12 protein-coding genes are annotated in these 14579 nt (G+C 33.4%); 8 read left to right on the forward strand and 4 right to left on the reverse strand.

Features of this window, described 5'->3' with window-relative positions; all coding sequences use genetic code 11:
* Positions 1 to 288: 288 nt before the first annotated feature.
* Positions 289 to 1266, reverse strand: a complete 978-nt coding sequence (locus tag X929_RS04855) for a carbohydrate kinase family protein (protein WP_103066914.1) — start codon at positions 1264 to 1266, stop codon at positions 289 to 291.
* Positions 1267 to 1276: 10 nt separating this feature from the next.
* Positions 1277 to 2212 carry an aldo/keto reductase gene (locus X929_RS04860; protein WP_103066915.1) on the reverse strand — a complete coding sequence of 312 codons (936 nt, stop codon included), beginning with the start codon at positions 2210 to 2212 and terminating at the stop codon, positions 1277 to 1279.
* 159 nt (positions 2213 to 2371) lie between these two features.
* Between X929_RS04860 and X929_RS04865 the strand changes: the two genes are divergently transcribed.
* From X929_RS04865 to X929_RS04885, 5 genes are all read left to right on the forward strand, one after another.
* On the forward strand, positions 2372 to 4378 hold the full coding sequence (locus X929_RS04865) for an HD domain-containing phosphohydrolase (RefSeq protein WP_103066916.1): 2007 nt from the start codon (positions 2372 to 2374) through the stop codon (positions 4376 to 4378).
* Between the two features lie 250 nt (positions 4379 to 4628).
* Positions 4629 to 4898: a co-chaperone GroES gene (groES, locus tag X929_RS04870; RefSeq protein WP_103066917.1), complete on the forward strand. Its 270-nt coding sequence runs from the start codon at positions 4629 to 4631 to the stop codon at positions 4896 to 4898.
* A gap of 22 nt (positions 4899 to 4920) precedes the next feature.
* Positions 4921 to 6543, forward strand: a complete 1623-nt coding sequence (gene groL / locus X929_RS04875; RefSeq protein ID WP_103066918.1) for a chaperonin GroEL — start codon at positions 4921 to 4923, stop codon at positions 6541 to 6543.
* Positions 6544 to 6633: 90 nt separating this feature from the next.
* Complete coding sequence (locus X929_RS04880; RefSeq protein WP_243830537.1) at positions 6634 to 7812, forward strand: DUF401 family protein; 1179 nt, start codon at positions 6634 to 6636, stop codon at positions 7810 to 7812.
* 22 nt (positions 7813 to 7834) lie between these two features.
* Complete coding sequence (locus tag X929_RS04885; RefSeq protein ID WP_103066920.1) at positions 7835 to 8452, forward strand: phosphatase PAP2 family protein; 618 nt, start codon at positions 7835 to 7837, stop codon at positions 8450 to 8452.
* 1 nt (position 8453) lies between these two features.
* Here the strand turns inward: X929_RS04885 and fsa are convergent, their stop codons facing one another.
* Positions 8454 to 9119 (reverse strand): fructose-6-phosphate aldolase, encoded by a 666-nt coding sequence (gene fsa / locus X929_RS04890; RefSeq protein WP_103066921.1) that lies wholly within the window; start codon positions 9117 to 9119, stop codon positions 8454 to 8456.
* A 51-nt stretch (positions 9120 to 9170) separates the two neighbouring features.
* Entirely contained in the window at positions 9171 to 9833 is a 663-nt protein-coding gene (locus tag X929_RS04895) for a Crp/Fnr family transcriptional regulator (RefSeq protein WP_103066922.1), read from the reverse strand.
* 166 nt (positions 9834 to 9999) lie between these two features.
* Between X929_RS04895 and hcp the strand changes: the two genes are divergently transcribed.
* The 3 genes from hcp to X929_RS04910 all read left to right on the forward strand — a co-directional run bounded on the left by hcp (position 10000) and on the right by X929_RS04910 (position 14528).
* A complete protein-coding gene (gene hcp, locus X929_RS04900) occupies positions 10000 to 11631 on the forward strand; it encodes a hydroxylamine reductase (RefSeq protein ID WP_208317041.1) in 1632 nt (543 codons plus the stop codon).
* Positions 11632 to 11781: 150 nt separating this feature from the next.
* Positions 11782 to 13194 carry a TldD/PmbA family protein gene (locus X929_RS04905; RefSeq protein ID WP_103066923.1) on the forward strand — a complete coding sequence of 471 codons (1413 nt, stop codon included), beginning with the start codon at positions 11782 to 11784 and terminating at the stop codon, positions 13192 to 13194.
* Positions 13194 to 14528 (forward strand): TldD/PmbA family protein, encoded by a 1335-nt coding sequence (locus tag X929_RS04910; protein ID WP_103066924.1) that lies wholly within the window; start codon positions 13194 to 13196, stop codon positions 14526 to 14528. Before X929_RS04905 ends, X929_RS04910 begins: the two co-directional genes overlap by 1 nt.
* Positions 14529 to 14579 lie beyond the last annotated feature (51 nt).

Below are 14579 nucleotides of genomic sequence, written 5' to 3' on the forward strand. Positions count from 1 at the left end.
TTTATAATAACTTGGTTTTCAACAATTTTATCAACGTACTTTTCAACTTTTAATGTTCAAAAGTATTTTTACACTAAGTTCGTCGATATCTCAGTCGAAAACAACGTCGATAATTAAAGTTATCAACAAAACATTCGATAAAATCATTTAAAAATCTTTTTGAACATTTAAGTTGATAACGAGGTTCAAAATATTTGGCACTTTTGAACTTACACAAAATCCCATTAACAAAGAAAAACAGGACTTTTGAACTATCAACATTATACTATCTTCACTACTATCATAGAATTAAATATAAAAACGACTTTTTAAAAATTCAAATTGACTAACTTCAGATAAACTTGGCATAGCATTCGCGGCTCCTTGTTTCGTAGCAACAATAGCTGCACATTTATTTGCAAAATCTGCATATTCAGCAAGTTCTTCTACAGTAATGTTGGAAAGCTCATCTTTAGAAAAATCCTTTAATTTATACAAAATACCTGCCATAAAAGAATCTCCACAACCCACAGTTTCAACAACCTTTACTTTATAACCTGGAACTCTTTCAATAATACCATCTTTATAAACTAAAGAACCTTGACTTCCTAAAGTCACGAACAAAATAGCACCTTCTTTGACAGAAAGGGTCATTATAGCTTCTTCAACATTCTTTTTCTCAGTTAAATAATACAAGTCATCATCACTCATTTTTAAGATATCAACCTTTTTAATTATACTTTTTACAAGACTGTTGTAATTTTCTCTATTCTTTATAAGAGACAATCTAATGTTTGGATCAAAAGAAGTTACCAAATCACCAGAAACAAAATTGTCGAACAATCTAGTCAAGGTACTTGATGTAGGTTCATCTATAAGGGCTATAGAACCAAAATGAAAGACATTAAATTTTTCATAATCTAAATTCTCTATATCTTTTAATTCTAATTTAGTATCTGCAGCATTATCTCTATAAAACTCATACTCAGCCTTTCCTTGGGCATCAACCGCCGCAAAGGCCAGACTGGTTTTCAACCCTTCAACCGTAAAAGCACAATCTGTGTTCACTCCATTTTGTTTTAAGTAATCAAATAGAAATTTACCAAATTCATCTTGAGATATCTTCGTTAAAAAAGAAACATCGGCACCTAATTTTGCAACCCCCACAGCTACATTAAAAGGAGATCCTCCAGGTCGCTTCTCAAAAAGCTCACTTTCTCCAAGACCTTTGTTTAGAGATTTTGATATAAAATCAAAGAGAATTTCACCCGCACAGAGAATAGCCATACATTACCTCCTATTCACCAACTATTTTCTCAATCTTTAAATAAATTTCTTCGCTAAGTTCCCAACTTCCTGCTTCAATATTTTCCAAAACATGCATCTCATCTTTTGAACCAGCGATAACTGTCGATACTTGTTTATGATGCAACAACCAATTAATAGCCATTTGAGACAAAGGTCTTCCAATTCTATTGGATAAAATCTTTAATTTCTCGACCTTTTCTACACTTTTAACAAAAAGCTCTCTATTCTTAAATATTTCATCCATAGCTCTAGGATCGTTCTTCGGAGGTTCATAATCCTTGGAAATCTTTCCGGTCAACAATCCTTTGGCAAGAGGACTGTATGGAATGACTGTTAAATCATACTTATCAACGACTGGAAACAAATCTTTTTCAACGTCTCTAACCAATAAGTTGTAATAATTTTGAGTGGATACAATATCAACATACTTTATCAACGTTTCAATTTGTCGTGCACTAAAGTTAGACACACCAATGTATCTAGCTTTTTTGCTATCTAAAATCTGTTGTAACGCCTCTGCAGTTTCTTCAAGAGGAGTATTGGGATCGGGCCAATGAATTTGATATAAGTCTACATACTCACATTTTAGCCTTTTAAGAGAATCATCTATTTCTTTCAATACCCTTTCTTTTTTTAAATTATTCCTAATTCTTCCCCTTTGATCCCACTCTAAACCACATTTAGTAGCTATGTAAACATCTTCTCTCTTTTTCCCTTTCAAAAATTCTCCAACTATTTCTTCGGATTGACCAAAACCGTAGACAGGGGCTGTATCAAAAAAGTTAACTCCATTGTCGTAAGCTAAGTTCAATATTTTAACGCCATTTTCCTTCTCAATTGGACCCCAATTTCCACCTAATTCCCAAGCTCCGTATCCTACAACAGATACGTTCATATCTGTCTTTCCAAACTTTTTGAATATCACAAAAACCACTCCTTTTATAATTTGATTCTTAACTTCAAATACTTCCTATAACCCTTGTTATTATTATACCATATCGAAAAATTCCTTAGTTTTTTCAAATAGATTCACAAATATGATAAAATTATGTATAAACAAAAAAATTAAAGGAGTTCACCTATTTTGAAACCTAAAAGTGTTATTATAACTATAATTTTTACTACTATCACAATTTTTGCTTTTTCGGAAAAACTTAATATCATTTTAGGCGAATATTACCCAGATGTGTACATAGATAATGGTAAATTAGAAGGCTTTGTGATTGATATTCTGAACGAAATAGAAAAAAACTCAGATTTGACCTTTGAAATAACGGTAAAAAATTGGACAGATGCATACGATACCTTTTTAAATGACGAAAATTACGACTTAATAGGACTAATAGCACCAACTTCAGAAAGAAAAATGAATTTGAAATTTTATAAAACCGTTATTTTTGTTGACTCATTCATACTGACCAAGTACGATAACAATCAAACATACGAAGAACTAAAAAAATATCCGGTTGGGGTTTTAAATGGGAGTTTTTTAATAGATGTTCTAAAAAACGAAGGATTTAAAGATATTAGAGTGTACCAAACAAATGAAAACGTCATATCAGATCTGCTGAACGAAAAATTATCTTCTGCTGCTATAGAAGATGAAAGAATAGTTTCACACTATATCATAGCAAACAATTTAAAACCTAACATCCGATATGTGAAAGTATTTGAATCGACACCTCTAACCTTTGCCTCCAAAAAGGACAGTGAAAAAGAAGAAGCCTTGCAGATATTTGAAAGTACCCTCAATAATTTTCTAAAAAGCGATGGTTTTGATCTAATTAAAAATTTATGGGTTGGAATAAGTACATCTTTGAGTGTTGAACGTCAAAAAAACATCAATAGATTGCTTATTATCTTGATAATAATTTTGATTAGTTCTATTGTTACTTTGGTTATCTTTTACTCTAGAAGTAGGGAAATGGTTAACATCATAAACAAATCAAATATCAAATTAAGAAACTCTTATAAAGAAATTAGTGATCTTAGCCATAAAAATAAAGAATTGAGTGAAAAACTGGTAAAGATGTATCAAATATTTTATTCTTTCATTGAAAGTGAAGACACAAAGACGATTTTGAATAATGCTATAGAAGGTTTAGTTAAATTGATACCAGAAGCCAAAGCAGGAAGCATAGGACTTATCACCGATCACCAATGGAAAATTTACGCAGCATATGGATTCAACAAAGAAATATACAATATCACCATACCATTAGAAAAAGTCATAAAGGTAGGAAAACACGTTCAAGAAGTTCATAATTTGGATTCATATAATGAAGATCTTTCAATGGAAATTACCAATATTTTAACTACATCTAATGCAACTAATTTGGGAAGTAGCTTGCTTGTGGACTTATACAGCAAAGAAAGATTCATAGGTAACATCTCCGTAAATTCAATGGCAAATATGAAATTTTCTGATACTTCAAAAGAAGTAATGGAAATTTTCGGAAGATTAATTGAAATTTATATGGATCTTAAATTTGAGGAAAGAGAAGCTATCGAAGCCTATAATTATTCTTTAAAAAAACTTAGTGATGTGGCAGAACGTTTTGATATGGAAACTTCTGAACATATGAACAGAATAGGCCAAATAAGTTATGAAATAGCTAAGAATTTAGGTTTAGAAGAACGTTTTGCTCAAGAGATAAAAACATATGCATACTATCATGATATTGGAAAGATACTTATACCCATTGAAATTTTAAGAAAGAAAGGTTCTTTAAACGATTCTGAATGGGAAGTGATGAAAAAACATACCGAATATGGGGCAGATATAATCGGAAATGTCGAAATTTTTAAAGTTGCAAGAAACATCGCATTATATCATCAGGAAAGATACGATGGAAGTGGATATCCCTATGGCTTGAAAAGGGAAAATATTCCTATTGAGGCCAGGATAGTTGCTGTTGCAGATGTATACGATGCACTCAGAACTGAAAGACCATATAAGAAAGCTTTTTCTCATGAAGAAAGTATGAAAATATTATTAGAAGGAGATAACAAAACTTCTCCAGAACAGTTTGACCCTGAAGTATTAAAAGTATTTGTCAAAATCGCAGATAAATTTAAAAATACATATTAATAAGATTACAAAAAAGTTAAACTACCAGAAAAAACGAGCAATTTAGAGAAAAAACGAGAAAAAAGGAGATTTAGCCTTCTAATCGGAAATAATTGCTTTTAATCGACTATAATCGTCCATAATTGGATTTTTTGAATCTTGATACTTTTATTTATATGTGTTATGATACATATGAAACTTAGCACTCTTAATATTTGACTGCTAAAAGAATAAAAATAAAATATTAAAATAAAAAAGGGGGTATCATCACATGACAGTGAAACCATTAGGAAACAGGCTACTCATTAAACCCATTACCGAAGAAAGAAAGACTGAAGGTGGTATAGTACTGCCAGATTCAGCAAAAGAAAAACCTCAAAAGGCAGAAGTTAAAGAAGTAGGTAAACTCGAAGAAGATTATGATTTAAAAGCAGGAGACAAGGTGATCTTTTCTAAGTACGCAGGCACTGAAATCAAAATAGATGATGAGGATTACATCATTATCGATGTGGAAGATGTATTAGCAAAAGTAGAAGACTAAAAATAGGAGGTGTTGAGATAATATGGCAAAAATGTTGAAATTTAACGAAGATGCAAGGAGAGCTTTAGAAAGAGGCGTCAATACAGTTGCTGATGCTGTTAAAATAACTTTAGGACCTAAGGGAAGAAATGTTGTTTTAGAAAAGAGTTGGGGATCTCCAACTATCACAAATGATGGTGTTTCTATAGCTAAAGAAATTGAATTAAAAGATAAATTTGAAGCACTTGGAGCAGAGTTAGTCAAAGAGGTAGCTTCCAAAACAAATGATGTAGCCGGAGATGGAACAACTACCGCTACAGTTTTAGCACAGTCTATGATTCAAGAAGGATTGAAAAATGTTGCAGCTGGTGCTAATCCAATATTGATGAGAAACGGTATCGCTAAGGCTACAGACAAAGCTGTAGAAGAAATAAGAAAAGCCAGCAGAAAGTTATCGAGCAAAGATGACATTGCTCATGTAGCTTCTATATCTGCTAATAACGAAGAGATTGGAAATATTATAGCAGAAGCAATGGACAAAGTTGGAGAGGATGGAGTTATAACCGTTGAAGACTCTAAAACTCTCGAAACATATGTAGAATTTACCGAGGGAATGCAATTCGATAGAGGATACATATCTCCATATTTTGTTACAAACACAGAAAAAATGGAAGCAGAAATGAAGGAACCTTATATCTTAATTACAGATAAAAAAATTTCTGCTGTAAAATCAATAGTTCCAATTTTAGAAAAAGTTGCTCAATCTGGAAAACCTTTAGTAATAATTTCAGAAGATGTAGAGGGAGAAGCTCTTTCAACATTAGTTCTTAATAAATTAAGAGGAACCTTGGAATCTGTAGCAGTTAAAGCTCCTGGTTTTGGAGACAGAAGAAAAGAAATGTTGAGAGACATTGCAATTTTAACTGGAGGTACGGTAATATCTGAAGAGGTTGGTCTTACCTTAGAAGATATTTCCATTAACGATCTTGGACAAGCCGATTTAGTAAGAGTCGCAAAAGAAGATACAATCATTGTTGGAGGAAAAGGTGAACCTACAGCAATAAAAGAGAGAATCGCACAAATAAAAGCTCAAATTGAAAATACAACTTCCGATTACGAGAAAGAGACATTACAAGAGAGATTGGCAAAATTATCTGGTGGGGTTGCAGTAATTAAAGCTGGTGCAGCCACAGAGACTGAGTTGAAGGAAAAGAAACATAGAATTGAAGATGCTTTATCTGCAACAAGAGCAGCTGTAGAAGAAGGAATTGTAGCTGGTGGAGGAGTAACATTACTCAGAGCAAAGAAAACCGTTGAGGAATTTGCAAACACCTTGTCAGGAGATGAAAAAATAGGTGCACAATTAGTAGCAAAATCTTTAGATGCTCCTGTAAAACAGATAATAAGAAATGCTGGTTTAGAACCTGCTATAATTATTGAAAAAATAGTTGAAAAAGACGATCCAAAATATGGATTTGATGTTCTAAAAGAAAAATACATAGACATGTTCGAGGCTGGAATAATCGATCCAACCAAAGTTACAAGAAGTGCACTTCAAAATGCTGCATCGATTGCTTCCATGCTTCTAACAACAGAAGTTTTAGTAGCAGAAGAGCCAAAAGAAGACAAAGGTCCAGAAATGCCTCAAACACCAGATATGTACTAAATTATCGATAATAATAACGTACGTGCCATGGAATATGGCACGTTTTTTTATAGTATAATTAAATAGTATGTTTAACTAACAAATAACGAGGTGAAAGATTTGGCGGTAGTTTCCATAATATCAGGTTTAATTAGTATGGTGATATCTATAAAATTAATAAAAAAAGTTCATTGGGCTATTCTTATTGCAACAATAGTAACCGCACTAGTCTCATTGAATTTAAATTATATTGGTAGTAGTTTTCTCCAGACTCTCTCCCAAAGTGATTTTTACGAAGTAATTATTGTTATCTTTGGAATATATCTACTATCAGATACTATGAAGGCAAGTGGGAATTCACAAAAGTTTGCCAAAAATATAGAGGCATTATTCAATTCAAGACAGGCAGTAGGATTGATGCCTATGCTGTTGGGATTACTACCCATGCCTGGTGGGGCAATGTTCACCGCACCGATGGTTAAAGATATTGCGAATGAGAGCAACATTAATATGGTGGAAGCTACTGCAATGAACTATTGGTTCAGGCACAGTATGGAGTTCTTTTGGATACTGTATCCTGCATTAATTTTAGAGAGCGCTCTTACCGGGATCGGTTTAACAAAGTTATTGCTAATACAGCTTCCCATTGGATTATTTGCGATTATTGGGGGTTGGTTATATTTCAGAATAGGTAAAATTAGTCTTAAAAGAGATAAAGAATTATGGAAAGAACTTTTTGAATCTATACTCCCCATAATAATCATAATCGTTGGAGTAATTGCTTCTTTACCAGGTTGGATAGTTGTTTTAACGGTATCTTTAATATATACTTTTTATCACAAAAATTACAAGGATTTACTAAATATTAGATGGGAAACAGTACTGTTGCTACTTTTTGTTTTCTGGTACAAAAATTTAGTAACTGTGTCAAATTTATCTAACGATTTTGTAGAAAATCTAACTATGTGGGGGGTAAGTCCTTGGTGGATAATCATGATCTCACCAATTATTATAGGATTGATAACTGGGATAACTCAGGCCGGTTTTGCGGTTACAATGCCTATAGCTTTGTCATTCGTTGAAGCGGGATTTATTTCTTTGGTACCAGTTGCGATAACTACATATTTTTTCTCGGTATTAGGGGTTCTTCTATCACCTGTACATCTCTGTCTTTTACTTACATCCAGATATTTTGAAGTTGATATGTTTAGCGTTATAAAAAAAATTGCTGTTCCAGTTTTTTGTGCTATAATGGGTTATATCGTAGTTATGATATTTTTCATCTTCTGATCAAAAGGCAGGTTGAATTCATATGAGAAAACGTTTTATACTTTTCTTAGTATTGATTCTTGTTTTTTCAAGTATAATTATCGCTGAAGATACAGTAACTACACAGAGCACCTCCACAACTAAGTTTACTCTCAATTTAGATGATTTAAGCAGAAACTTTGTTCAATATAGTACTAATTCTTATTTAGATATAATTTCTAATTTTTTAACTAAATATGATTATTACTTTCTTGTTGCAACACCTGTGGTGGGATACACAGTTGGTTATCTTACAAATGATTACAAACTAAAAAAGGTATCTGAAGATGCTATTATATCTTCCGCTATTAGCGGTGGAATAGCCTTGCTAACAAAAATTGTCGTTGGCAGAGAAAGGCCTTATGCAGAAGAAGGTTCACTTTCATTCAATCCTTTTGCTCCCCTTACACAGGGGGCTACTTATACTTCTTTCCCTTCCGGACATTCAACAATAGCCTGGTCGGTATATACTCCATATGCGAAAGAGTATAGCTGGTGGATATATATTATACCAACAACTATATCTTTTTCTCGCATCTATGAAGATGTACATTGGCTCTCGGACGTTGTAACTGGTTCTTTTCTTGGGTATTATACTGCCTCGTACGTCTATTATTTTTAAATTAATTAGTTTTGTTTTTTAGATAATCTTGATATTTCTTCCAATCATTCAAAAATCTTTCAAGACCTATATCTGTCATGGGATGCTTAAACATTTTCTCAAGTACTTCAAAGGGCATTGTAACAACGTCTGCTCCAATTAACCCTGCTTCTAAAACATGCTGAGGGTGTCTTACGCTAGCCACGATAATTTTTGTTTCATATCCATAATTACTGAAGATAACTTCAATTTCTTCTACAATATCCATTCCGGTGTTTCCTATGTCATCCATTCTACCGATGAAAGGGCTCACGTATGTAGCTCCAGCTTTGGCTGCAAGAAGTGCTTGTAAAGGGCTAAAAACTAAGGTTGCGTTGGTCTTAATACCCTCCTTAGATAAAGTTTTAATTGCCCTAATTCCGTCTGGAATCAAAGGTATTTTAACCACCACAAATTCACTTAAATCTGCTATTTCTCTGGCTTCTTTTACCATTCCTTCATAATCTGTAGATACCACTTCTGCACTTACTGGCCCTTTTACCGTTTCACAAATTTCTTTGATTCTTTCTTCAAATACTGCATTTTCTTTTGAAACCAACGTAGGATTTGTTGTGACTCCATCAACTATTCCCCAAGCAACACCTTTTCTAATTTCTTCTATATTTGCGGTGTCTAAAAAGATCTCCATTCTTAAAATTCCCTCCCTACTTTGATTTTTGTCATAACAATTATAGCATAATCAATTCTTCAATTTCTTTAAGAATATTTTATTACCTATTTTAACGAATAAACCTTCTTTTTGCATCTGTGAAAAAACCCTCGATAAAGAAGGCCTTGTTACACCAAATAAATTAGCTAACTCTTCTAAAGTTAGAGGTATAGTTAACTCGTTGGATTTATTTTGTTGGTTGTAAAGGTTTAAAAGATACATTGTAATCTTTTCTCTGATTGTATGAAAAGAATTCATTCGTAATTTTGTAGTTACGAACTGGAACTTTTCTCCTATATCTTCAAGAAAAGAGATTAAAAAAGCGTTGTTAACTTGGAAAGCTCTTACCAGATATTCTTTTTCAATATAGAGCATATCAGCATCTTTAACTGCTAAAACATTCACAGGTAGAATATTATCTTTTGAAAATAATAAAGCCGAGGCTAAAACATCTGGAGATTTTATCCTTTCTACTTCTAAAATTTTTCCATTAAAATCAATCATTTCTGCGATAACTTCTCCTTTGATTAAAATCATCAATTTATCCACTTTTTCTCCTGAAGAACTAATAAATGATCCTTTAGGAAATTGTTTAATTGAATATTGAATATTACCGAAAATTTTCATCAATTCGGCTTTTGAAAAATTTTTAAATATCTTTAAGTTGCTTATCATATCGATATAGTTATCCACGATTTAATCACCTCTAAATTCAAAAAAAGCAAAGTACGTAACATTTGTTACTAACAAATCACTTTAATTTGATTATACTTAAAATGAAAAGGAATTCAAAATCCTTTAAATAAAGAAAAATTTAAGTGTTAAAACAAATAAAATCAAAGATTGGAGGAATGAACGAATGGAGATGTTTTGTTATCAATGTCAGGAGACTCTAAGAAATGAGGGTTGTGTGGCTCAAGGTGTATGTGGAAAAAGTCCAGAAACGTCAAATTTACAAGATCTATTGATTTACGTACTAAAAGGGATTTCCTATTGGTCTAATAAAGCAAGAGAATTGAACGTAGAAGATGAAAGTGTTGACTTTTTTGTGGCAGAAGGCTTATTCGTAACGATAACGAATGTTAATTTTGATGAAGAAAGGATAGTTGAATACATTGATGAAGCACTTGATAAAAGAAGAATTATAGAAAATAAATTCAAAGAAGCTTATGTAAGAAAATACAACGAAAAATTTCAGGAAACAGTACCAGATGCTGCAGAATGGAATCCAAAAGATAACAATAAATACGAATACTTGAATAAAGCTATTGAAGTAGGAGTTTTATCAGAACCAAACGAAGATATAAGATCGCTAAAGAACTTTCTTGTAATTGGTTTAAAGGGAGTGGCAGCTTACACCGATCATGCCTATGTTTTAAAACACTTCAACGAAGACATACTTGCATTTATCGAAAAGGCTTTGGCTGAAACCTTACGTGAAGATATTACCGTTGATGAATTAATAAATTTAGTGCTGAAAGTAGGCGAATATGGGGTAAACGCTATGGCTTTACTAGATGAAGCAAATACTTCTACCTTTGGAAATCCTGAAATTACCCAAGTTTACACAGGGACATACGAAACACCTGCTATTTTAGTTAGTGGACACGATCTTCTAGATCTGTATGAAATTTTAGAACAAACTAAAGATAAAGGAATAAAAGTATATACACATGGAGAAATGTTACCAGCAAACGCTTATCCAGGATTAAAAAAATATGACCATTTAGCTGGTAACTTTGGAGGTTCTTGGTGGAAACAACAGCAAGAGTTTGAAGAATTTGGTGGAGTTATAGTGATGACAACGAATTGTATCCAAAAACCAAGGAATTCTTACAAAGACAGAATTTTTACAACCGGACTTGTGGGATGGCCTGATATTCAACATATACCAAATAGAAAAAAGAATGGACAAAAAGATTTTTCTCCTGTAATAAAAAAGGCACTCGAAATTGGCCCCATCAAAAAAAGAGAAGGGAAAAATATAACCATTGGTTTTGCTCATGAACAGACCACCAAAGTTGCTGATAAAATTGTCGAGGCAGTGAAATCTGGTAAAATAACCAAATTTTACGTCATGGGTGGTTGTGATGGAAGGAACAAAGACCGTGAATATTACACTAATTTTGCCAAAGATCTTCCACAAAGCACAGTTATTTTAACTGCAGGATGCGCAAAGTACAGGTATAATATGCTCGATTTAGGAGATATTGATGGAATACCAAGGGTTATAGATGCAGGCCAATGTAACGATTCGTACTCATTAGTTTTAACAGCCTTAAAATTGAAAGAAGCATTCGGTTTAAAGGATATAAACGAACTACCTATCGAATACAACATAGCTTGGTATGAACAAAAAGCCGTAGCTGTCTTGTTGGCATTGTTGTATATGGGAGTAAAAGGAATAAGATTAGGTCCAACACTACCGGCTTTCCTATCACCCAACGTTTTGGAGACGGTTGCAAAAACTTTCGATATAAAAACTATATGAATAATTTTTTCTTATAAAAGGCGTTCAAACTTTGGCGCCTTTCTTTTTTTTAAAGCGGGTTCAATTACCCACACAAATACAAATCCAAAAGGAATAAATATGATATAATAAGAAAGGAAGGATTGCTAACTTTTTATAGGAGGGATAGAAGTGAATTTAAGTAATGCTCAATACTTAGAGATTTTAAACCATTCTCTTTCATCAGGGGGAGAGTATTCAGAAATCTTCTATGAAGATTTTTACGGTACCTCAATTGTTTACGATAACGGTAAAATTGAAAAAATCAATTTTTCAAGTAGAAAAGGTGCAAGTATAAGAGTTGTATCGGCAGAAGAAACGATTTTTGCTCATACTAACGATCCCACGCATGAGAATCTTATGAATCTTGCCGAGACTTTGAGAAAAAGCGCAAGCGAAAGGTTTGGTTCTAATAATATTGTAAAGGTTGAAGAATTGAAAGAAGTTGAAAAAAGGGATTTTGCACCTTTTGAAATACCTTTTGACAATGTAGCGGTAGAACAAAAAGTTGAAAAGGTTCTCCATGGAGTAGAATTGCTTAAAAATGCTGATAAACGCATCAAACAGATCACCGTTTCCTATGCGGATAGTAGTCGAAAGGTAAAAATAGTGAATTCAGAAGGAAAAATAGTTGAGGATATCAGAAATTATCCACGTTATGCTGCTATAATATTTGCACAAGACGAAAAAGGGAATTTGTTTAGAGGTTATTCTTCCGATGGAGCAAACATGGGATTTGAATTTTTTACAGATGAGATGATCGAAAAAGTAACAAAAGATGCCGTCAGGCAAGTAGTTTCACAAATAGAAGGAGTGGATGCCCCTGCGGGAGAATTCACCGTTGTTTTATCCTCAGAAGCTGGAGGAACCATGATACACGAAGCATGTGGACATGGTATGGAAGCAGACTTGGTACTTTCTGGTTCTGTGTACAGAGAAAAAGTTGGAAAGAAAATTGCTTCTCAAAAGATTACCGTTGTAGACGATGGAACAGATAAAAACAAAAGAGGGACACTTAATTACGATGATGAAGGAACTCCTACCCAGAGAACCGTTTTAATCGAAAACGGGGTATTAAAAGGATACATGCACTCAAAAGTAACTGCCAAAAAATTTGGTGTTGAAACCACAGGTAACGGTAGAAGGGAATCTTATATGGTTCTACCCATCGTTAGGATGCGAAACACGATGATCTTACCAGGAGAAGATGATCCGCAAGATATAATTAAATCTGTAAAATACGGTATATTTGTAAGAAAGATGGGTGGGGGACAGGTTGATGTTATAAGTGGTGATTTCCAATTCGGTGTTGATGAAGGTTATATTATAGAAAATGGTGAAATAAAACAATCAATTCGTGGAGCCAGCTTAGTTGGCAATGGATTAAAAGTTTTAGAAAGTATAGATATGGTTGGTAACGATTTGGGATATGGTGTTGGAACCTGTGGTAAAGATGGTCAAGGGGCCCCGGTTTCTGATGCTCAGCCTACTATAAGAATACCGAAGTTAATAGTTGGAGGAATAGTAAAAGGGGGTAACAATTAATGACTAATGTAAAATCTGTTATAGAAAAATCCATGAAAGAAATAAAAAATAAAGGTTTTAAAGGACAGATAAATGTGTTTTCCACTGAAAGTAAGAACGCTTCTTTTAGTAATGGAAAGTTAGAACAGTTAACCGAGGGAGAAAAAGGGGCAGTAGGTATAAAAGTTATTTCTCCTGATGGAAGAACAGCCACTGCGTCGTCTAATATTTTTACAGAAGAAGGAATAATGCAAGCGGTTGAAAAAGCAATTGAAATGATTAAATATACAGAAAAAGATGATGCTAACGATATCTCAAATGATGAAGAGTTCACTTACATAGATTGGGCTTTCGATACAGACACAAAGGATATGGATTTACATGAGGTTATGAATTTAGCTAAAGAACTAGAAAAAAAAGCAAAAAGTGAAGATGAAAGGATAAAATTTGTTCGTGGTGCTGAGTACGAAGTTGCTTTAACCAGAATACATTTTGGAAATACAAATGGTCTATACAAAAACGCTTTGTTTACTAATGCTGCGGGTTCTATTAGTTTAGCCGCAATTGAAGGAGAAGATTCGTCATTTGGTTTTGACTATCAATTATCTCAAAGCTACAGGCTTATAGACATAGATCGCATTGTAAAAGATTCTGTAGAAATGGCGGTGTCAGGTTTAAAATCAGAGGTTTTAAGTTCAGGTAGATATGATATTGTCATGAGTCCTTTTGCTTCTAGTATGTTCTTAGGGACATTGATAACGCCTCTATCTGGGGAAAATGTTTACAAAGGCAAATCTTTTTTGAAAGATAAATTAGGTGAAAAAGTAGCCAATTCATCTGTTACCTTGTTACATGATCCTATGAATGGTTCCGCACCAATCATAGCCTCATTTGACAACGAAGGAACTAATACCTCAAGGTTCAACGTTATAGAAAAAGGGAATTTAAAAGGATTTTTACATGATATATATTCTGCAAAAAAGTTAGGTGCAAAACCAACTGGTAACAGTTTCGCCTCGGTAGAGTCTCCAAATCCTTCCATTGGAACGATAAACCTCCATTTTATCGCTAACAAGACAAGAAAAGATATTTTGAATGTTCCGAAGGCTCTATATGTTACCAACATAATGGGTATGCATACCGCCGATCCGGTTTCCGGAAGATTCTCCGTTCAAATAAGTGGAAGATTAATTGAAAACGGAGAGTTTGTGAGAAGTTTCAGAGGAATGACGTTAGCTGGAACGTTGGAAGAGTTGTTGAATAATTTAGAATATATAGGTTCTGATTTCAAGTATCTGGGTCCGGTGGCTGGTTCTACTATGCTGATAAGAGATTTAAGCGTAGGCGGTAAATAAAAGAAGTCTAAAAAGGAGTATAAGGCGTTTAATCGCTTCTAAAAGCGGTTA

Source organism: Petrotoga olearia DSM 13574, from assembly GCF_002895525.1.
GTDB classification, from domain to species: domain Bacteria; phylum Thermotogota; class Thermotogae; order Petrotogales; family Petrotogaceae; genus Petrotoga; species Petrotoga olearia.